This is a genomic window from Citrobacter sp. Cf136 (genome assembly GCF_030333815.1).
Classification (GTDB): Bacteria; Pseudomonadota; Gammaproteobacteria; order Enterobacterales; family Enterobacteriaceae; genus Citrobacter; species Citrobacter freundii.
Genome location: NZ_JAOWFE010000036.1, coordinates 1 through 15,008, shown reverse-complemented (window position 1 = coordinate 15,008; position 15,008 = coordinate 1). Strand labels below are relative to the sequence as shown.

The 15,008-nt window shown below is 50.2% G+C and carries 30 protein-coding genes; 1 reads left to right on the top strand and 29 read right to left on the bottom strand.

What is annotated here, in order from left to right; translation table 11 throughout:
- Positions 1 to 15: 15 nt before the first annotated feature.
- From rpsD to rpsJ, 26 genes are all read right to left on the bottom strand, one after another.
- Positions 16 to 636: a 30S ribosomal protein S4 gene (gene rpsD / locus OGV98_RS13760; RefSeq protein WP_003031138.1), complete on the bottom strand. Its 621-nt coding sequence runs from the start codon at positions 634 to 636 to the stop codon at positions 16 to 18.
- Positions 637 to 669: 33 nt separating this feature from the next.
- On the bottom strand, positions 670 to 1,059 hold the full coding sequence (gene rpsK / locus OGV98_RS13755; RefSeq protein WP_003031137.1) for a 30S ribosomal protein S11: 390 nt from the start codon (positions 1,057 to 1,059) through the stop codon (positions 670 to 672).
- A 16-nt stretch (positions 1,060 to 1,075) separates the two neighbouring features.
- Positions 1,076 to 1,432 carry a 30S ribosomal protein S13 gene (gene rpsM / locus OGV98_RS13750; RefSeq protein WP_003031135.1) on the bottom strand — a complete coding sequence of 119 codons (357 nt, stop codon included), beginning with the start codon at positions 1,430 to 1,432 and terminating at the stop codon, positions 1,076 to 1,078.
- 146 nt (positions 1,433 to 1,578) lie between these two features.
- On the bottom strand, positions 1,579 to 1,695 hold the full coding sequence (gene rpmJ / locus OGV98_RS13745; RefSeq protein ID WP_000868187.1) for a 50S ribosomal protein L36: 117 nt from the start codon (positions 1,693 to 1,695) through the stop codon (positions 1,579 to 1,581).
- Between the two features lie 30 nt (positions 1,696 to 1,725).
- Positions 1,726 to 3,057: a preprotein translocase subunit SecY gene (gene secY / locus OGV98_RS13740; protein ID WP_001118864.1), complete on the bottom strand. Its 1,332-nt coding sequence runs from the start codon at positions 3,055 to 3,057 to the stop codon at positions 1,726 to 1,728.
- A 7-nt stretch (positions 3,058 to 3,064) separates the two neighbouring features.
- Positions 3,065 to 3,499, bottom strand: a complete 435-nt coding sequence (gene rplO, locus OGV98_RS13735) for a 50S ribosomal protein L15 (protein WP_003031132.1) — start codon at positions 3,497 to 3,499, stop codon at positions 3,065 to 3,067.
- A 3-nt stretch (positions 3,500 to 3,502) separates the two neighbouring features.
- Positions 3,503 to 3,682 (bottom strand): 50S ribosomal protein L30, encoded by a 180-nt coding sequence (gene rpmD / locus OGV98_RS13730; RefSeq protein ID WP_001140434.1) that lies wholly within the window; start codon positions 3,680 to 3,682, stop codon positions 3,503 to 3,505.
- 3 nt (positions 3,683 to 3,685) lie between these two features.
- Entirely contained in the window at positions 3,686 to 4,189 is a 504-nt protein-coding gene (gene rpsE / locus OGV98_RS13725; protein WP_003031131.1) for a 30S ribosomal protein S5, read from the bottom strand.
- A gap of 14 nt (positions 4,190 to 4,203) precedes the next feature.
- Positions 4,204 to 4,557, bottom strand: a complete 354-nt coding sequence (gene rplR, locus OGV98_RS13720; RefSeq protein WP_000358960.1) for a 50S ribosomal protein L18 — start codon at positions 4,555 to 4,557, stop codon at positions 4,204 to 4,206.
- 9 nt (positions 4,558 to 4,566) lie between these two features.
- On the bottom strand, positions 4,567 to 5,100 hold the full coding sequence (gene rplF / locus OGV98_RS13715; protein WP_003031129.1) for a 50S ribosomal protein L6: 534 nt from the start codon (positions 5,098 to 5,100) through the stop codon (positions 4,567 to 4,569).
- A gap of 12 nt (positions 5,101 to 5,112) precedes the next feature.
- Positions 5,113 to 5,505, bottom strand: coding sequence for a 30S ribosomal protein S8 (rpsH, locus tag OGV98_RS13710; protein WP_003031127.1), 393 nt, complete (start codon positions 5,503 to 5,505; stop codon positions 5,113 to 5,115).
- A 30-nt stretch (positions 5,506 to 5,535) separates the two neighbouring features.
- The gene (rpsN, locus tag OGV98_RS13705; protein ID WP_003031125.1) at positions 5,536 to 5,841 is read right to left on the bottom strand and encodes a 30S ribosomal protein S14; all 306 of its coding nucleotides are present in this window, start codon (positions 5,839 to 5,841) and stop codon (positions 5,536 to 5,538) included.
- Between the two features lie 14 nt (positions 5,842 to 5,855).
- Positions 5,856 to 6,395, bottom strand: coding sequence for a 50S ribosomal protein L5 (gene rplE / locus OGV98_RS13700; RefSeq protein WP_003031123.1), 540 nt, complete (start codon positions 6,393 to 6,395; stop codon positions 5,856 to 5,858).
- Positions 6,396 to 6,409: 14 nt separating this feature from the next.
- A complete protein-coding gene (rplX, locus tag OGV98_RS13695; protein WP_003031122.1) occupies positions 6,410 to 6,724 on the bottom strand; it encodes a 50S ribosomal protein L24 in 315 nt (104 codons plus the stop codon).
- 10 nt (positions 6,725 to 6,734) lie between these two features.
- Positions 6,735 to 7,106, bottom strand: a complete 372-nt coding sequence (gene rplN, locus OGV98_RS13690; protein ID WP_000613954.1) for a 50S ribosomal protein L14 — start codon at positions 7,104 to 7,106, stop codon at positions 6,735 to 6,737.
- Positions 7,107 to 7,269: 163 nt separating this feature from the next.
- On the bottom strand, positions 7,270 to 7,524 hold the full coding sequence (rpsQ, locus tag OGV98_RS13685; protein ID WP_003031120.1) for a 30S ribosomal protein S17: 255 nt from the start codon (positions 7,522 to 7,524) through the stop codon (positions 7,270 to 7,272).
- A complete protein-coding gene (gene rpmC / locus OGV98_RS13680; RefSeq protein ID WP_000644742.1) occupies positions 7,524 to 7,715 on the bottom strand; it encodes a 50S ribosomal protein L29 in 192 nt (63 codons plus the stop codon). Before rpmC ends, rpsQ begins: the two co-directional genes overlap by 1 nt.
- A complete protein-coding gene (gene rplP / locus OGV98_RS13675) occupies positions 7,715 to 8,125 on the bottom strand; it encodes a 50S ribosomal protein L16 (RefSeq protein WP_000941208.1) in 411 nt (136 codons plus the stop codon). Before rplP ends, rpmC begins: the two co-directional genes overlap by 1 nt.
- A gap of 12 nt (positions 8,126 to 8,137) precedes the next feature.
- On the bottom strand, positions 8,138 to 8,839 hold the full coding sequence (gene rpsC, locus OGV98_RS13670) for a 30S ribosomal protein S3 (protein WP_000529945.1): 702 nt from the start codon (positions 8,837 to 8,839) through the stop codon (positions 8,138 to 8,140).
- 17 nt (positions 8,840 to 8,856) lie between these two features.
- On the bottom strand, positions 8,857 to 9,189 hold the full coding sequence (gene rplV / locus OGV98_RS13665) for a 50S ribosomal protein L22 (RefSeq protein ID WP_000448832.1): 333 nt from the start codon (positions 9,187 to 9,189) through the stop codon (positions 8,857 to 8,859).
- A 14-nt stretch (positions 9,190 to 9,203) separates the two neighbouring features.
- The gene (rpsS, locus tag OGV98_RS13660; protein ID WP_001138115.1) at positions 9,204 to 9,482 is read right to left on the bottom strand and encodes a 30S ribosomal protein S19; all 279 of its coding nucleotides are present in this window, start codon (positions 9,480 to 9,482) and stop codon (positions 9,204 to 9,206) included.
- Between the two features lie 16 nt (positions 9,483 to 9,498).
- Complete coding sequence (gene rplB / locus OGV98_RS13655; RefSeq protein WP_000301869.1) at positions 9,499 to 10,320, bottom strand: 50S ribosomal protein L2; 822 nt, start codon at positions 10,318 to 10,320, stop codon at positions 9,499 to 9,501.
- Between the two features lie 17 nt (positions 10,321 to 10,337).
- A complete protein-coding gene (gene rplW / locus OGV98_RS13650) occupies positions 10,338 to 10,640 on the bottom strand; it encodes a 50S ribosomal protein L23 (RefSeq protein WP_000617546.1) in 303 nt (100 codons plus the stop codon).
- Entirely contained in the window at positions 10,637 to 11,242 is a 606-nt protein-coding gene (gene rplD / locus OGV98_RS13645) for a 50S ribosomal protein L4 (protein ID WP_003031119.1), read from the bottom strand. Before rplD ends, rplW begins: the two co-directional genes overlap by 4 nt.
- Before the next feature lie 10 nt (positions 11,243 to 11,252).
- Positions 11,253 to 11,882, bottom strand: coding sequence for a 50S ribosomal protein L3 (rplC, locus tag OGV98_RS13640; protein ID WP_003031117.1), 630 nt, complete (start codon positions 11,880 to 11,882; stop codon positions 11,253 to 11,255).
- A 32-nt stretch (positions 11,883 to 11,914) separates the two neighbouring features.
- A complete protein-coding gene (gene rpsJ / locus OGV98_RS13635) occupies positions 11,915 to 12,226 on the bottom strand; it encodes a 30S ribosomal protein S10 (protein ID WP_001181005.1) in 312 nt (103 codons plus the stop codon).
- A 379-nt stretch (positions 12,227 to 12,605) separates the two neighbouring features.
- Between rpsJ and OGV98_RS13630 the strand changes: the two genes are divergently transcribed.
- The gene (locus tag OGV98_RS13630) at positions 12,606 to 13,073 is read left to right on the top strand and encodes a prepilin peptidase (RefSeq protein ID WP_049002893.1); all 468 of its coding nucleotides are present in this window, start codon (positions 12,606 to 12,608) and stop codon (positions 13,071 to 13,073) included.
- Here OGV98_RS13630 and bfr read toward each other — a convergent pair.
- The 3 genes from bfr to tuf all read right to left on the bottom strand — a co-directional run.
- Positions 13,070 to 13,546 carry a bacterioferritin gene (bfr, locus tag OGV98_RS13625; RefSeq protein WP_003031113.1) on the bottom strand — a complete coding sequence of 159 codons (477 nt, stop codon included), beginning with the start codon at positions 13,544 to 13,546 and terminating at the stop codon, positions 13,070 to 13,072. The genes OGV98_RS13630 and bfr overlap by 4 nt on opposite strands.
- Before the next feature lie 71 nt (positions 13,547 to 13,617).
- Complete coding sequence (bfd, locus tag OGV98_RS13620) at positions 13,618 to 13,812, bottom strand: bacterioferritin-associated ferredoxin (protein WP_003031111.1); 195 nt, start codon at positions 13,810 to 13,812, stop codon at positions 13,618 to 13,620.
- A gap of 185 nt (positions 13,813 to 13,997) precedes the next feature.
- A partial coding sequence (gene tuf, locus OGV98_RS13615) for an elongation factor Tu (RefSeq protein ID WP_127674166.1) occupies positions 13,998 to 15,008 on the bottom strand: 1,011 nt, incomplete at its 5' end.

The window sequence follows — 15,008 nt, the reverse complement described above, 5'->3', positions numbered from 1 at the left end:
CTTTGGTACTAAGCTTTACTTGGAGTAAAGCTCGACGATCAGGTGTTCGTTAATGTCCGCAGACAGATCAGAACGCTCCGGCTTACGCTTGAACGTACCTTCCATCTTGCCAGCATCAACTTCCAGCCAGGTTGGCTTTTCACGCTGCTCAGCCAGCTCCAGAGCGGCTTTCACGCGAGACTGCTTCTTCGCTTTCTCACGAATGCTAACAACGTCATTCGGACTAACCTGATAAGAAGCGATGTTAACAACACGACCGTTTACCATAATTGCTTTATGGCTGACCAGCTGACGTGCTTCTGCACGAGTGGCACCGAAGCCCATACGGTATACAACGTTGTCCAGACGACCTTCCAGCAGACCCAACAGGTTTTCACCGGTGTTGCCTTTCAGACGTGCTGCTTCTTTGTAGTAGTTACGGAACTGACGCTCCAGCACACCGTAGATACGGCGAACTTTTTGCTTTTCACGCAACTGCACACCATAGTCAGACAGACGCGGTTTACGCGCACCGTGCTGGCCAGGAGCTTGTTCAATTTTACACTTGGTATCGATCGCGCGAACGCCAGACTTAAGGAATAAGTCAGTGCCCTCACGACGGCTCAGCTTGAGCTTAGGACCCAAATATCTTGCCATTTTCTTTCTCCAACAATCCTAGAAACGACAGCGTTATACGCGACGTTTTTTCGGCGGACGACAACCGTTATGAGGGATCGGAGTCACATCAGTAATATTAGTGATGCGGAAACCAGCGGCGTTCAGAGCACGAACAGTAGATTCGCGACCTGGACCCGGTCCTTTGACCATAACTTCCAGATTCTTGATACCGTATTCTTTTACGGCTTCAGCGCAACGCTCTGCTGCAACCTGAGCTGCAAACGGAGTGGATTTGCGAGAACCACGGAAACCGGAACCACCGGCTGTTGCCCAACCCAGTGCGTTACCCTGACGATCAGTAATGGTAACGATGGTGTTGTTAAAAGAAGCATGGATATGAGCCACGCCGTCAGAGACTTGTTTTCTTACACGTTTACGTGCACGAATTGGTGCCTTTGCCATTATTCAATCACCCCGATTATTTCTTGATCGGTTTGCGCGGACCCTTACGGGTACGTGCGTTGGTCTTGGTACGCTGACCGCGAACCGGGAGACCACGACGATGACGCAAACCGCGATAGCAACCAAGGTCCATAAGGCGCTTGATGCTCATGCTAACTTCACGGCGCAGATCACCTTCAACGACAAATTTGGCAACTTCGTCACGCAGCGTGTCGATTTGTTCTTCAGACAGCTCACTGATCTTAACATCTTCAGCGATACCCGCGGCAGCCAGAATGGCTTTAGAACGGGTCTTGCCGACGCCGTAGATCGAAGTTAATGCGATCACAGCATGTTTCTGATCAGGAATGTTAATGCCTGCTATACGGGCCACTATGCACTCCTACTATTTAATATGTACGCACCATGCTGAAAAGCCCGTTTTCAGGATACTCAAATGGAAACGCACAGACATACAAAAGATTGGCTGGCTAATCTAGCCAGCTCAACCCAACTTTGCAAGAAAAATATGCGAATAAATCAGCCTTGGCGCTGTTTATGCTTCGGCTCGGCACTGCAAATCACACGGATGACACCATCACGCTTAACGATTTTGCAGTTACGGCATAATTTCTTGACGGAAGCACGAACTTTCATTTTTACTCTCCGTAACTTCTCGGGCGACTGTTAACGGCCGTAGCCTTTCAGATTCGCCTTCTTCAATGCAGACTCGTACTGACTTGACATCATCAGAGTTTGCACTTGAGCCATAAAGTCCATAATCACGACAACAACGATAAGCAGTGAGGTCCCACCGAAGTAGAACGGTACTTTCATTGCATCACGCATGAACTCCGGGATCAGGCAGATAAAGGTAATGTAGAGCGCACCAACCAAAGTCAGGCGGGTCATTACTTTATCGATATACTTCGCCGTTTGCTCTCCCGGACGAATTCCTGGTACAAATGCACCGGACTTCTTCAGGTTATCTGCTGTTTCACGCGGGTTGAAAACCAACGCCGTGTAGAAGAAACAGAAGAATATGATTGCAGACGCATAGAGTAACACATAAAGCGGTTGCCCAGGCTGCAAATACAGCGAAATTGTTGTCAGCCAGTTCCAACCAGTCCCGCCCCCGAACCATGACGCGATGGTCGCCGGGAACAGAATAATACTGGAAGCGAAGATTGCCGGGATTACCCCCGCCATATTCACTTTCAGCGGTAAATGTGTGCTCTGTGCAGCATAGACACGACGACCTTGCTGACGTTTCGCGTAGTTTACCACAATGCGGCGTTGACCACGCTCAACAAATACAACAAAGAACGTCACTGCGAATACTAATACTGCAACCAACAGCAACACGAGGAAGTGCAGGTCGCCTTGACGCGCTTGCTCGATAGTATGGGCAATGGCTGGCGGGAGTCCCGCTACAATACCGGCGAAGATAATGATTGAGATACCGTTGCCGATACCACGTTCAGTAATCTGTTCACCCAACCACATCAGGAACATCGTCCCTGTAACCAGACTTACAACAGCGGTGAAATAGAATGCAAAGCCTGGGTTCATCACCAGGCCCTGCATACCAGGCATATTCGGCAGACCGGTAGCAATACCGATCGACTGGAATATTGCCAGCACCAGAGTACCGTAGCGGGTGTACTGGCTGATCTTACGACGACCAGACTCCCCTTCTTTCTTAATTTCTGCCAGCGTTGGATGAACCACCGTCAGCAGCTGGATAATGATCGACGCCGAAATATACGGCATGATCCCCAGAGCAAAGATAGAAGCACGGCTGAGAGCACCACCAGAGAACATGTTAAACATTTCAATGATGGTGCCTCGCTGTTGCTCAAGCAGTTTGGCAAGTACAGCGGCATCAATACCAGGGATCGGAATGAAAGAGCCAATACGGAACACAATCAGCGCGCCGATTACAAACAGCAGTCTGCGTTTCAGCTCGCCTAAGCCACCTTTGGCACTTTGAAAATCTAATCCCGGTTGTTTAGCCATCTGCTACTTATTCCTCGATTTTACCGCCAGCAGCTTCGATAGCAGCACGAGCGCCTTTAGTAACACGCAGGCCACGAACAGTTACCGGAGTAGTGACTTCACCAGCCAGGATCACTTTCGCGAACTCGATCTGGATACCGATAATGTTAGCTGCTTTCAGCGTGTTCAGGTCTACAACACCGCCTTCAACTTTAGCCAGGTCAGACAGACGAACTTCGGCTGTAATCGCTGCTTTACGTGAAGTGAAGCCGAATTTCGGCAGACGACGGTACAGAGGCATCTGACCACCCTCGAAACCGCGACGTACGCCACCGCCAGAACGAGACTTCTGACCTTTGTGACCACGACCACCGGTTTTACCGAGGCCAGAACCGATACCACGACCCAGGCGGCGAGCCGCTTTTTTAGAGCCTTCGGCCGGAGACAGAGTATTTAAACGCATCTCTTACTCCTCAACTTTAACCATGAAGGAAACCGCGTTGACCATACCACGAACAGCAGGAGTATCCTCGCGCTCTACGGTGTGACCAATACGACGCAGACCCAGGCCAAGCAGCGTTGCCTTGTGTTTCGGCAGACGACCGATTGCACTGCGGGTTTGAGTAATTTTAATAGTCTTTGCCATGGTTTATTTCCCCAGAATTTCTTCAACGGATTTACCACGCTTGGCAGCGACCATTTCCGGAGATTTCATATTTTCCAGGCCATCGATAGTTGCACGAACCACGTTAATCGGGTTAGTAGAACCATACGCTTTAGCCAGAACGTTACGAACTCCAGCGACTTCCAGAACGGCGCGCATTGCACCACCGGCGATGATACCGGTACCTTCGGAAGCCGGCTGCATGAATACACGAGAACCCGTGTGAGTACCCTTAACCGGGTGCTGCAGGGTGCCGTGGTTCAGCGCGACGTTAATCATATTGCGACGGGCTTTTTCCATCGCTTTCTGGATCGCTGCTGGAACTTCACGCGCTTTACCGTAACCAAAACCAACGCGACCGTTACCATCACCAACTACAGTCAGAGCTGTGAAGGAGAAAATACGACCACCTTTAACGGTTTTAGATACGCGGTTAACCGCGATCAGCTTTTCCTGCAGTTCGCCAGCTTGTTTTTCGATGTGAGCCATCTTACACCTCTACCTTAGAACTGAAGGCCAGCTTCACGGGCAGCATCTGCCAGTGCCTGGACACGACCATGATATTGGAACCCGGAACGGTCAAAAGAAACATCTTTGATGCCTTTTTCCAGAGCGCGTTCAGCAACAGCTTTACCTACAGCTGCAGCAGCGTCTTTGTTACCGGTGTACTTCAATTGTTCAGCGATAGCTTTTTCTACAGTAGAAGCAGCTACCAGAACTTCAGAACCGTTCGGTGCAATTACCTGTGCGTAAATATGACGCGGGGTACGATGTACCACCAGGCGAGTTGCACCCAGCTCCTGGAGCTTGCGGCGTGCGCGGGTCGCACGACGGATACGAGCAGATTTCTTATCCATAGTGTTACCTTACTTCTTCTTAGCCTCTTTGGTACGCACGACTTCGTCGGCGTAACGAACACCCTTGCCTTTATAAGGCTCAGGACGACGGTAGGCGCGCAGATCTGCTGCAACCTGACCGATCAGCTGTTTATCAGCGCCTTTCAGCACGATTTCAGTCTGAGACGGACATTCTGCAGTGATTCCCGCAGGCAGCTGATGGTCAACTGGGTGAGAGAAACCTAAAGCCAGGTTTACTACATTCCCTTTAACCGCTGCACGATAACCTACACCAACCAGCTGAAGCTTCTTAGTGAAGCCTTCGGTAACACCGACAACCATTGCATTCAGCAGGGCACGCGCGGTACCAGCCTGAGCCCATCCATCTGCGTAACCATCACGCGGACCGAAGGTCAGTGCATTATCTGCATGATTTACTGCAACAGCATCGTTGAGAGTACGAGTCAGCTCGCCGTTTTTACCTTTGATCGTAATAACCTGACCGTTGATTTTTACATCAACGCCGGCAGGAATAACGACCGGTGCTTTAGCAACACGAGACATTTTTTCCTCCGATTAGGCTACGTAGCAGATAATTTCGCCACCAAGACCAGCCTGGCGCGCTGCACGATCAGTCATAACACCTTTAGAGGTAGAAACAACTGCGATACCCATGCCAGCCATAACTTTCGGCAGCTCGTCTTTACGCTTATAAATGCGCAGACCTGGGCGACTGACACGCTGAATGCTTTCTACAACAGCTTTACCCTGGAAATACTTGAGAGTAAGTTCCAGTTCCGGCTTGGTGTCGCCTTCAACTTTAAAATCTTCAATAAAACCTTCTTCCTTCAGCACGTTGGCAATTGCCACTTTCAGCTTGGAGGAAGGCATGGTGACCGCAGCTTTATTCGCGGCCTGACCGTTACGGATACGGGTCAGCATATCCGCGATCGGATCTTGCATGCTCATCTGTCTTTACTCCCGTGATTCAATTGGTAATTACCAGCTAGCCTTTTTCAAGCCTGGTACTTCACCGCGCATGGCGGCTTCACGCAGTTTGATACGGCTCAACCCGAACTTGCCCACATAGCCATGCGGACGACCTGTTTGACGGCAGCGGTTACGCTGACGGGACGGGCTGGAATCACGCGGCAGAGACTGCAGCTTGAGAACTGCGTTCCAACGATCTTCGTCGGTCGCGTTCACATCAGAGATAATAGCTTTCAGTTCAGCGCGTTTTGCGAAGTACTTATCAGCTAAAGCTACGCGCTTTACTTCGCGTGCTTTCATTGATTGCTTAGCCATTCAGTAACCCTACCTTACTTGCGGAACGGGAAGTCAAAGGCAGCCAGCAGAGCACGGCCTTCTTCGTCAGATTTCGCAGTAGTGGTAATGGTAATATCCAAACCACGCACGCGGTCGACTTTATCGTAGTCGATTTCTGGGAAGATGATCTGCTCACGGACACCCATGCTGTAGTTACCACGACCGTCGAAAGACTTAGCGGACAAGCCACGGAAGTCACGGATACGTGGAACAGCAATAGTGATCAGGCGCTCAAAGAACTCCCACATGCGTTCGCCACGCAGAGTTACTTTACAGCCGATCGGATAGCCCTGACGGATTTTGAAGCCTGCAACTGATTTGCGTGCTTTGGTGATCAGCGGTTTTTGACCGGAGATTGCTGTCAGGTCAGCTGCTGCGTTATCCAGCAGTTTCTTGTCAGCGATCGCTTCACCAACACCCATGTTCAGGGTGATCTTCTCGACCCGAGGGACTTGCATGACAGAATTGTAGTTAAACTCAGTCATGAGTTTAGCGACTACTTCGTCTTTGTAGTAATCATGCAGTTTCGCCATCGTACTACTCCAAATTACTTGATAGTTTCGCTGTTAGATTTGAAGAAACGGACTTTTTTGCCGTCTTCGAATCTAAAGCCTACACGGTCAGCCTTGCCGGTTGCCGCGTTGAAGATAGCAAGGTTAGAGATCTGAATAGCTGCTTCTTTCTCTACGATGCCGCCTGGTTGGTTCAGGGCCGGAACCGGCTTCTGATGTTTCTTAACCAGGTTGATACCTTCAACAATGACCTTGCCGGAAGACAGGACATTCTTAACTTTACCGCGTTTACCTTTATCTTTACCGGTTAACACGATAACTTCGTCATCACGACGGATCTTCGCTGCCATGATTCGCTCCTTAGAGTACTTCTGGTGCCAGAGAGATAATTTTCATGAACTTCTCGTTACGAAGTTCACGAGTTACCGGCCCAAAAATACGCGTACCGATAGGTTGCTCGCTGTTATTGTTTAAAATAACGCATGCATTACCATCGAAGCGAATGACAGAACCGTCCGGGCGACGAACACCCTTCTTGGTGCGCACCACTACCGCCTTCAGCACATCACCTTTTTTGACCTTACCACGCGGAATTGCTTCCTTGATGGTGATCTTGATGATATCGCCGACGCCTGCGTAGCGACGGTGCGAGCCACCCAGAACCTTGATACACATTACGCGACGTGCACCGGAGTTGTCGGCGACGTTCAGCATAGTCTGTTCTTGGATCATTTTAGTGCTCCGCTAATGTCAACTACTACTGAGACCCGAAAATCAGGTCGTTAAAAAAGCCCCATATCGGGGGCGCGGCATTATAACACCGCTTCAACGATATGGGTAGAAAAAATAAACGGCTCATCGCTGAGCCGTTTATTCGTTGAGAATGCCTACTGTATTACAGAACGGCTTTCTCTACAACGCGAACCAGCGTCCAGGACTTAGTCTTGGACAGCGGACGGCATTCGCGGATTTCAACCACGTCACCAGTACCGCATTCGTTGTTCTCGTCATGTACGTGCAGTTTGGTCGTACGCTTAATGAATTTACCGTAGATCGGGTGTTTCACAAAACGTTCGATAGCAACAACGATGGATTTCTCCATTTTATCGCTAACAACGCGACCTTGCAGAGTACGGATTTTATCGGTCATTACGCACCCGCCTTCTCAGTCAGTAAAGTCTTAACGCGTGCGACGTCACGACGCACTTGCTTCAACAGGTGAGACTGTTGCAGCTGGCCACTTGCAGCCTGCATACGCAGGTTGAACTGCTCACGCAGCAGATTCAGCAGCTCGGTGTTCAGCTCTTCAACACTCTTCTCACGCAGCTCTTTTGCTTTCATTACATCACCGTCTTAGTTACAAAGGTGGTTTTAATCGGCAGTTTCGCTGCTGCCAGCTTGAATGCTTCACGGGCCAGCTCTTCCGGTACGCCGTCCATTTCATACAGGACTTTACCCGGCTGAATCAAGGCAACCCAATACTCCACGTTACCTTTACCTTTACCCATACGCACTGCCAGCGGCTTTTCAGTGATCGGTTTGTCCGGGAATACACGGATCCAGATCTTACCTTGACGCTTAACTGCACGGGTCATAGCACGACGTGCTGCTTCGATCTGACGGGCAGTCAGACGACCACGGCCAACAGCTTTCAGACCGAAGCTGCCGAAGCTAACATCCGCGCCAGCAGCCAGACCGCGGTTACGGCCTTTGTGCATTTTACGGAATTTTGTACGCTTTGGTTGTAACATCAGCGACGCTCCTTATTTACGGCCTTTACGCTGCTGCTTTTTAGGTTGCGCAGCCGGTTTTTCCGGTTGTTCAACAGCAGCCATACCACCCAGGATCTCGCCTTTGAAGATCCATACCTTAACGCCGATTACACCGTAAGTGGTGTGCGCTTCAGAGGTGTTGTAGTCGATGTCAGCACGCAGAGTGTGCAGCGGTACGCGACCTTCGCGGTACCATTCAGTACGTGCGATTTCCGCGCCGCCCAGACGGCCGCTAACTTCAACTTTGATACCTTTAGCGCCCAGACGCATTGCGTTCTGTACAGCACGCTTCATAGCACGACGGAACATAACGCGACGTTCCAGCTGAGAAGTGATGCTGTCAGCAACCAATTTTGCGTCCAGTTCAGGCTTACGCACTTCGGCGATATTGATCTGAGCAGGAACGCCAGCAATATCCGCTACGACTTTGCGCAGTTTTTCTACGTCTTCGCCTTTCTTACCGATAACGATACCCGGGCGAGCGGTGTGAATGGTCACACGGATGCTCTTAGCCGGACGCTCGATAACGATACGAGATACAGACGCTTTAGCCAGTTCCTTAGTCAGGTACTGACGTACTTTAAAATCGCTGTCCAGGTTGTCAGCGAATTCTTTGGTGTTCGCAAACCAGGTTGAGTTCCATGGTTTTACAATACCCAGGCGAATACCATTAGGATGTACTTTCTGACCCATTGCTAGTCTCCAGAGTCTCAGCGATCGGACACAACCACAGTAATGTGGCTGGTGCGCTTCAGGATGCGATCTGCACGACCTTTTGCACGCGGCATAATGCGCTTCATGCTCGGGCCTTCGTCTACGAAAATTTTCGTAACTTTCAGATCGTCAATGTCAGCGCCATCGTTGTGTTCAGCGTTAGCAATGGCAGATTCCAGGACTTTCTTAACCAGTACAGCCGCTTTCTTATTGGTGTAGGTCAGAATATCCAGAGCCTGCGACACTTTCTTACCGCGAATCAGGTCTGCAACAAGGCGAACCTTCTGAGCAGAAGAACGAGCATGGCGATGTTGAGCTAAAGTTTCCATCTCTTCCTCCTACCTTATTTCTTCTTCGCTTTTTTATCAGCAGCATGGCCGCGATAAGTACGAGTCGGTGCGAATTCACCCAGTTTGTGACCGACCATTTCGTCGGAAACAAATACCGGAACGTGCTGACGACCATTATGGACAGCGATGGTCAAACCGATCATGTTAGGAAAGATCGTTGAACGACGGGACCAAGTGCGCAGGGGCTTCTTGTCTCCGCTTTCCACCGCTTTCTCTACCTTCTTCAGCAAGTGCAGGTCAATAAAAGGACCTTTCTTGAGAGAACGTGGCATGGCTTATCCTCTAAAATTATTTGCTACGGCGACGTACGATGAATTTATCAGTACGCTTGTTGCTGCGGGTCTTCTTACCTTTGGTCTGAACGCCCCACGGAGTTACCGGGTGCTTACCAAAGTTACGACCTTCACCACCACCATGTGGGTGGTCGACTGGGTTCATCGCAGTACCGCGAACGGTAGGACGAACACCACGCCAGCGTGCAGCACCTGCTTTACCCAGAACGCGCAGCATATGCTCAGCATTGCCAACTTCGCCCAGAGTTGCACGGCAGTCTGCTTCGACTTTACGCATTTCACCAGAACGCAGACGCAGGGTGACATAAGCACCATCACGAGCAACGATCTGAACGTAAGTACCAGCGGAACGTGCCAGCTGACCGCCTTTACCTGGTTTCATTTCTACGTTATGAACGGTAGAACCAACCGGGATATTGCGCATCGGCAGGGTGTTACCTGCTTTGATTGCAGCATCAACGCCAGACTGAATCTGGTCGCCAGCTTTCAGGCCTTTAGGGGCCAGGATGTAACGGCGTTCACCGTCTTTGTACAGAACCAGCGCGATGTTCGCGGAGCGGTTCGGATCGTACTCAAGACGTTCAACAACTGCCGGGATACCGTCTTTGTTGCGTTTGAAGTCAACAATACGATAAGCCTGCTTGTGACCACCACCGATGTGACGAGTGGTGATACGGCCATTGTTGTTACGACCACCGGATTTGCTGTTTTTTTCAACCAGCGGAGCAAAAGGTTTGCCCTTGTGCAGCTCTGGGTTGACCACTTTAACAACGTGGCGACGACCCGGAGATGTCGGTTTACATTTAACAACTGCCATTGTATTACTCCTCCGACTTACTCAGCGCCGCCGACGAAGTCCAGATTCTGGCCTTCCTTCAGGGTGACGTAAGCTTTTTTCCAGTCGCTACGACGACCGATACGCTGTCCGTGACGTTTAACTTTCCCTTTAACTACCAGGGTGTTAACGACTTCGACTTCGACTTCAAACAGTTTCTGCACAGCAGCTTTGATTTCTGCTTTGGTCGCGTCTTTAGCAACTTTGAGAACGATGGTGTTAGTTTTTTCCATCGCAGTAGACGCTTTTTCAGAAACGTGCGGTGCGCGCAGCACTTTCAGCAGACGTTCTTCACGAATCATGCCAGCATCTCCTCAACTTGCTTAACAGCATCAGCAGTCATTACGACTTTGTCGAAGGCGATCAGGCTAACCGGGTCGATACCAGTTGCATCGCGTACGTCAACCTTGTGCAGGTTGCGCGCAGCCAGGAACAGGTTTTCGTCCAGCTCACCGGTGATGATCAGCACATCTTCCAGAGCCATGTCTTTCAGTTTCTGTGCCAGCAGCTTAGTTTTAGGCGCTTCTACAGAGAATGATTCGACAACGATCAGACGATCCTGACGTACCAGTTCGGACAGAATGCTTTTCAGCGCGCCGCGGTACATCTTTTTGTTAACTTTTTGACTGTGGTCCTGTGGACGAGCAGCGAAGGTCACGCCACCTGAACGCCAGATCGGGCTCTTGATAGAACCTGAACGCGCACGGCCGGTACCTTTCTGGCGCCACGGCTTTTTGCCTGAACCAGTTACTTCAGCACGAGTCTTCTGAGCACGAGTACCCTGACGAGCACCAGCTGCATAAGCAACAACAACCTGGTGAACCAGCGCTTCGTTGAAATCACGACCGAAGGTAGTTTCGGAAACAGTCAGCGCGCTCTGCGCGTCTTTCAATACTAATTCCATTGCTATCCCCTTACGCCTTCACAGCTGGTTTAACGATCAGGTCGCAACCGGTCGCACCCGGAACACCACCTTTAACCAGCAGCAGGTTGCGCTCAGCGTCAACACGTACTACGTCCAGGCTCTGAACGGTTACACGTTCGTTGCCCAGCTGACCTGCCATTTTCTTGCCTTTGAACACTTTGCCCGGAGTCTGGTTCTGACCGATAGAACCCGGAACGCGGTGAGACAAGGAGTTACCGTGAGTAGCGTCCTGGGTACGGAAGTTCCAGCGCTTAACGGTACCAGCGAAACCTTTACCTTTAGAGGTACCGGTTACGTCAACTTTTTTAACGTCAGCAAACAGTTCAACGCTAATGTTCTGACCAACGGTGTATTCTTCACCATCTGCCAGACGGAACTCCCACAGGCCGCGGCCAGCTTCTACGCCAGCTTTAGCAAAGTGGCCAGCTTCCGGCTTAGTTACGCGGTTAGCTTTTTTAGCACCGGTGGTAACCTGAACAGCGCGATAGCCATCGTTAGCCAGATCTTTAACCTGAGTAACGCGGTTTGCTTCAACTTCGATAACGGTTACTGGGATAGATACGCCATCTTCAGTGAAGATGCGGGTCATACCCACTTTTTTACCGACTAAACCAATCATTGTATCAACCTCTCAATCGCTCGATGACCTGATTAACCCAGGCTGATCTGCACGTCTACACCGGCAGCCAGGTCCAGACGCATCAGAGCATCAACGGTTTTTTCAGTTGGCTCAACGATGTCAACCAGACGCTTGTGAGTACGGATCTCGTACTGATCACGCGCGTCTTTGTTGACGTGCGGGGAGATCAGAACGGTGAAACGCTCTTTGCGGGTCGGCAGCGGGATCGGACCACGAACCTGCGCACCAGTGCGCTTGGCAGTCTCGACGATTTCCGCGGTTGATTGATCGATCAGACGATGATCAAACGCTTTCAAACGGATACGGATTCTTTGGTTCTGCATGAGACCAGAGCTCCAATTATTTTATAGACGAAATAGTTACTCCTCAAACCCATTACGATTGATGGGAGAGTGTAACCGTTCTTACAGAGTTCCCCGATTGGGAACATTGTCTGGTATTGCTTTCGCAGTACCGGTGGCTCATATCGAACCGCTGTCAATATTAGACAAGCCCGCGCATTATACGTAAATCTCAGTCTTAAGCAAGTGCCGCGTAGAAATTAATCACTCGTTCATAAATGCGGGCCTCCTTCCACTCTGATTGTATGTCCTGTGATGCAACGCGTTTTCCGTGGAAGAGAGCATCCATAACTCACATCCGGGACTTGTAGGGCCGGCGGGCTTACCCGAAGGTAAACTCTTTACCAAATGAGATTTGCCCATGTACATCGACCTCCCCTTTCTGCTGATTTATGTTTCGCTATCAGGGTTGCTCTTAGTCCATGACCTGCGTACCGGGTTGCTGCCCGACAAATTTACCTGCCCTCTTTTGTGGGGCGGTCTTATTTATCATCAGTGCTGCAGACCTGCACAGTTATCCGACGCGCTTTGGGGTGCCGTAGCGGGCTATGGGGTATTTGCTTTGTTCTACTGGGGGTATCGTTTGATATGCCGACAGGAAGGATTAGGCTTTGGTGATGTCAAATTTCTTGCCGCACTGGGCGCATGGCATCGCTGGGAATCATTGCCACTGTTGGTTTTACTTGCCACGGGCATGGCATGTTGTCTCACCGGGATTTCTTGCGTCCGTTACGGGAGACAGATGCTAAAAAACCCGCTGCCTTTTGGGCCATATCTGGCGGCTGCGGGTTTCGTTATTGGCTGGGTAAATCTGATACAGGGCGGTTAGTCACTGACTTTTATTTGCGATTGCAGATAATTTTGCAAGCCAAGTTTTGCAATCAGGTCCAGCTCAGTTTCGAGCCAGTCAATATGCCCTTCTTCTTCAGTCAGGATCTCGATCATCATGTCCCGGCTGACATAATCATGAACGCTATCGGCATAGGCAATGGCTTCACGCAGATCTTTCGCCCCATCCAACTCGAGTCGAAGATCGGATTGCAGCATCTCTTCAACGTCTTCGCCAATACCCAACTTGCCAAGATCCTGCAAGTTCGGGAGCCCTTCTAAGAATAAAATACGCTCGATATATTTATCAGCGTGTTTCATCTCATCGATAGATTCATGGTACTCAACATCATTGAGGCGAGTCAGTCCCCAGTTTTTAAACATACGAGCATGGAGAAAATACTGGTTGATCGCGACAAGCTCATTTCCCAATAGTTTATTGAGATAATTTATGATTTTAACATCACCTTTCATTTTATAGTCCCTCCGCTTCCACTCTTAGAGCGTAGATGGGGCTACAGGGATGTCAAAAAAAAGAGTGTGACTTAGGCGATCTCTTTAAATTCTGGCATTTGCGTTAATTCATCCTGCATGACTTCACGGGCAGCACGAATGCACTTACCGCATTGATTTCCTACAGGAATAAATTTACGTAATTGCTGAAAGGACTGAGGGTGAAACTGGCGAACAGCCTGACGTATTTTTTTATCACTTATCGCATTACACAAACAAACGTACATGATCGCTCCCGTTCAATTTCTGCGCAAAGTGTAAATGAGAATAGTTATGATTACAATAGCACAGCGCTATTTACGCGGTGGGAGAATGAATAAAAAATGCGAATAAATATGACAGCTACTAAATTGCAGGCAGCAAAAAGGGCGCCGAAGCGCCCTTTTTAAGCTCAAAGCTAATTAATCAATAATTAGCTCATTACTTTAGCAACAACGCCCGCACCAACAGTACGGCCGCCTTCACGGATTGCGAAACGCAGACCGTCGTCCATCGCGATCGGGTGGATCAGAGTAACAACCATTTTGATGTTGTCGCCCGGCATTACCATCTCTACGCCTTCCGGCAGTTCAATGGTACCAGTCACGTCAGTAGTACGGAAGTAGAACTGCGGACGGTAGCCTTTGAAGAACGGAGTATGACGGCCGCCTTCGTCTTTGGACAGAATGTACACTTCAGATTCGAACTTGGTGTGCGGCTTGATAGAGCCCGGCTTAGCCAGTACCTGACCACGTTCGATTTCTTCACGTTTGATACCACGCAGCAGAACACCAACGTTCTCACCAGCACGGCCTTCGTCCAGCAGTTTGCGGAACATTTCAACGCCAGTACAGGTAGACTTAGCAGTCTCTTTGATACCAACGATTTCAACTTCTTCACCAACTTTGATGATACCGCGCTCTACACGACCGGTAACAACGGTACCACGACCGGAGATGGAGAATACGTCTTCGATAGGCAGCAGGAACGGCTTGTCAATCGCACGCTCTGGTTCTGGGATGTAAGAATCCAGGAAGCCAGCCAGTTCGATGATTTTCGCTTCCCACTCTGCTTCGCCTTCCAGCGCTTTCAGAGCAGAACCACGAACGATCGGAGTGTCGTCGCCCGGGAAATCGTACTGAGACAGAAGTTCACGAACTTCCATTTCTACCAGTTCCAGCAGCTCTTCGTCATCAACCATGTCGCATTTGTTCAGGAACACGATGATGTACGGAACGCCTACCTGACGACCCAGCAGGATGTGCTCACGAGTCTGCGGCATCGGGCCGTCAGTCGCAGCAACAACCAGGATCGCGCCGTCCATCTGCGCAGCACCGGTGATCATGTTTTTAACATAGTCGGCGTGGCCCGGGCAGTCTACGTGTGCGTAGTGGCGAGTCGGGGTGTCATATTCAACGTGAGAAGTGTTGATGGTGATACCACG

What these genes read in the sequence shown, in the direction of transcription:
- rpsD (WP_003031138.1), bottom strand. Translation starts at nt 636, where the DNA reads ATGGCAAGATATTTGGGTCCTAAGCTCAAGCTGAGCCGTCGTGAGGGC.
- rpsK (WP_003031137.1), bottom strand. Translation starts at nt 1,059, where the DNA reads ATGGCAAAGGCACCAATTCGTGCACGTAAACGTGTAAGAAAACAAGTC.
- rpmJ (WP_000868187.1), bottom strand. Translation starts at nt 1,695, where the DNA reads ATGAAAGTTCGTGCTTCCGTCAAGAAATTATGCCGTAACTGCAAAATC.
- secY (WP_001118864.1), bottom strand. Translation starts at nt 3,057, where the DNA reads ATGGCTAAACAACCGGGATTAGATTTTCAAAGTGCCAAAGGTGGCTTA.
- rplO (WP_003031132.1), bottom strand. Translation starts at nt 3,499, where the DNA reads ATGCGTTTAAATACTCTGTCTCCGGCCGAAGGCTCTAAAAAAGCGGCT.
- rpmD (WP_001140434.1), bottom strand. Translation starts at nt 3,682, where the DNA reads ATGGCAAAGACTATTAAAATTACTCAAACCCGCAGTGCAATCGGTCGT.
- rpsE (WP_003031131.1), bottom strand. Translation starts at nt 4,189, where the DNA reads ATGGCTCACATCGAAAAACAAGCTGGCGAACTGCAGGAAAAGCTGATC.
- rplR (WP_000358960.1), bottom strand. Translation starts at nt 4,557, where the DNA reads ATGGATAAGAAATCTGCTCGTATCCGTCGTGCGACCCGCGCACGCCGC.
- rplF (WP_003031129.1), bottom strand. Translation starts at nt 5,100, where the DNA reads ATGTCTCGTGTTGCTAAAGCACCGGTCGTTATTCCTGCCGGCGTTGAT.
- rpsH (WP_003031127.1), bottom strand. Translation starts at nt 5,505, where the DNA reads ATGAGCATGCAAGATCCGATCGCGGATATGCTGACCCGTATCCGTAAC.
- rpsN (WP_003031125.1), bottom strand. Translation starts at nt 5,841, where the DNA reads ATGGCTAAGCAATCAATGAAAGCACGCGAAGTAAAGCGCGTAGCTTTA.
- rplE (WP_003031123.1), bottom strand. Translation starts at nt 6,395, where the DNA reads ATGGCGAAACTGCATGATTACTACAAAGACGAAGTAGTCGCTAAACTC.
- rplX (WP_003031122.1), bottom strand. Translation starts at nt 6,724, where the DNA reads ATGGCAGCGAAGATCCGTCGTGATGACGAAGTTATCGTGTTAACCGGT.
- rplN (WP_000613954.1), bottom strand. Translation starts at nt 7,106, where the DNA reads ATGATCCAAGAACAGACTATGCTGAACGTCGCCGACAACTCCGGTGCA.
- rpsQ (WP_003031120.1), bottom strand. Translation starts at nt 7,524, where the DNA reads ATGACCGATAAAATCCGTACTCTGCAAGGTCGCGTTGTTAGCGATAAA.
- rpmC (WP_000644742.1), bottom strand. Translation starts at nt 7,715, where the DNA reads ATGAAAGCAAAAGAGCTGCGTGAGAAGAGTGTTGAAGAGCTGAACACC.
- rplP (WP_000941208.1), bottom strand. Translation starts at nt 8,125, where the DNA reads ATGTTACAACCAAAGCGTACAAAATTCCGTAAAATGCACAAAGGCCGT.
- rpsC (WP_000529945.1), bottom strand. Translation starts at nt 8,839, where the DNA reads ATGGGTCAGAAAGTACATCCTAATGGTATTCGCCTGGGTATTGTAAAA.
- rplV (WP_000448832.1), bottom strand. Translation starts at nt 9,189, where the DNA reads ATGGAAACTTTAGCTCAACATCGCCATGCTCGTTCTTCTGCTCAGAAG.
- rpsS (WP_001138115.1), bottom strand. Translation starts at nt 9,482, where the DNA reads ATGCCACGTTCTCTCAAGAAAGGTCCTTTTATTGACCTGCACTTGCTG.
- rplB (WP_000301869.1), bottom strand. Translation starts at nt 10,320, where the DNA reads ATGGCAGTTGTTAAATGTAAACCGACATCTCCGGGTCGTCGCCACGTT.
- rplW (WP_000617546.1), bottom strand. Translation starts at nt 10,640, where the DNA reads ATGATTCGTGAAGAACGTCTGCTGAAAGTGCTGCGCGCACCGCACGTT.
- rplD (WP_003031119.1), bottom strand. Translation starts at nt 11,242, where the DNA reads ATGGAATTAGTATTGAAAGACGCGCAGAGCGCGCTGACTGTTTCCGAA.
- rplC (WP_003031117.1), bottom strand. Translation starts at nt 11,882, where the DNA reads ATGATTGGTTTAGTCGGTAAAAAAGTGGGTATGACCCGCATCTTCACT.
- rpsJ (WP_001181005.1), bottom strand. Translation starts at nt 12,226, where the DNA reads ATGCAGAACCAAAGAATCCGTATCCGTTTGAAAGCGTTTGATCATCGT.
- OGV98_RS13630 (WP_049002893.1), top strand. Translation starts at nt 12,606, where the DNA reads ATGTACATCGACCTCCCCTTTCTGCTGATTTATGTTTCGCTATCAGGG.
- bfr (WP_003031113.1), bottom strand. Translation starts at nt 13,546, where the DNA reads ATGAAAGGTGATGTTAAAATCATAAATTATCTCAATAAACTATTGGGA.
- bfd (WP_003031111.1), bottom strand. Translation starts at nt 13,812, where the DNA reads ATGTACGTTTGTTTGTGTAATGCGATAAGTGATAAAAAAATACGTCAG.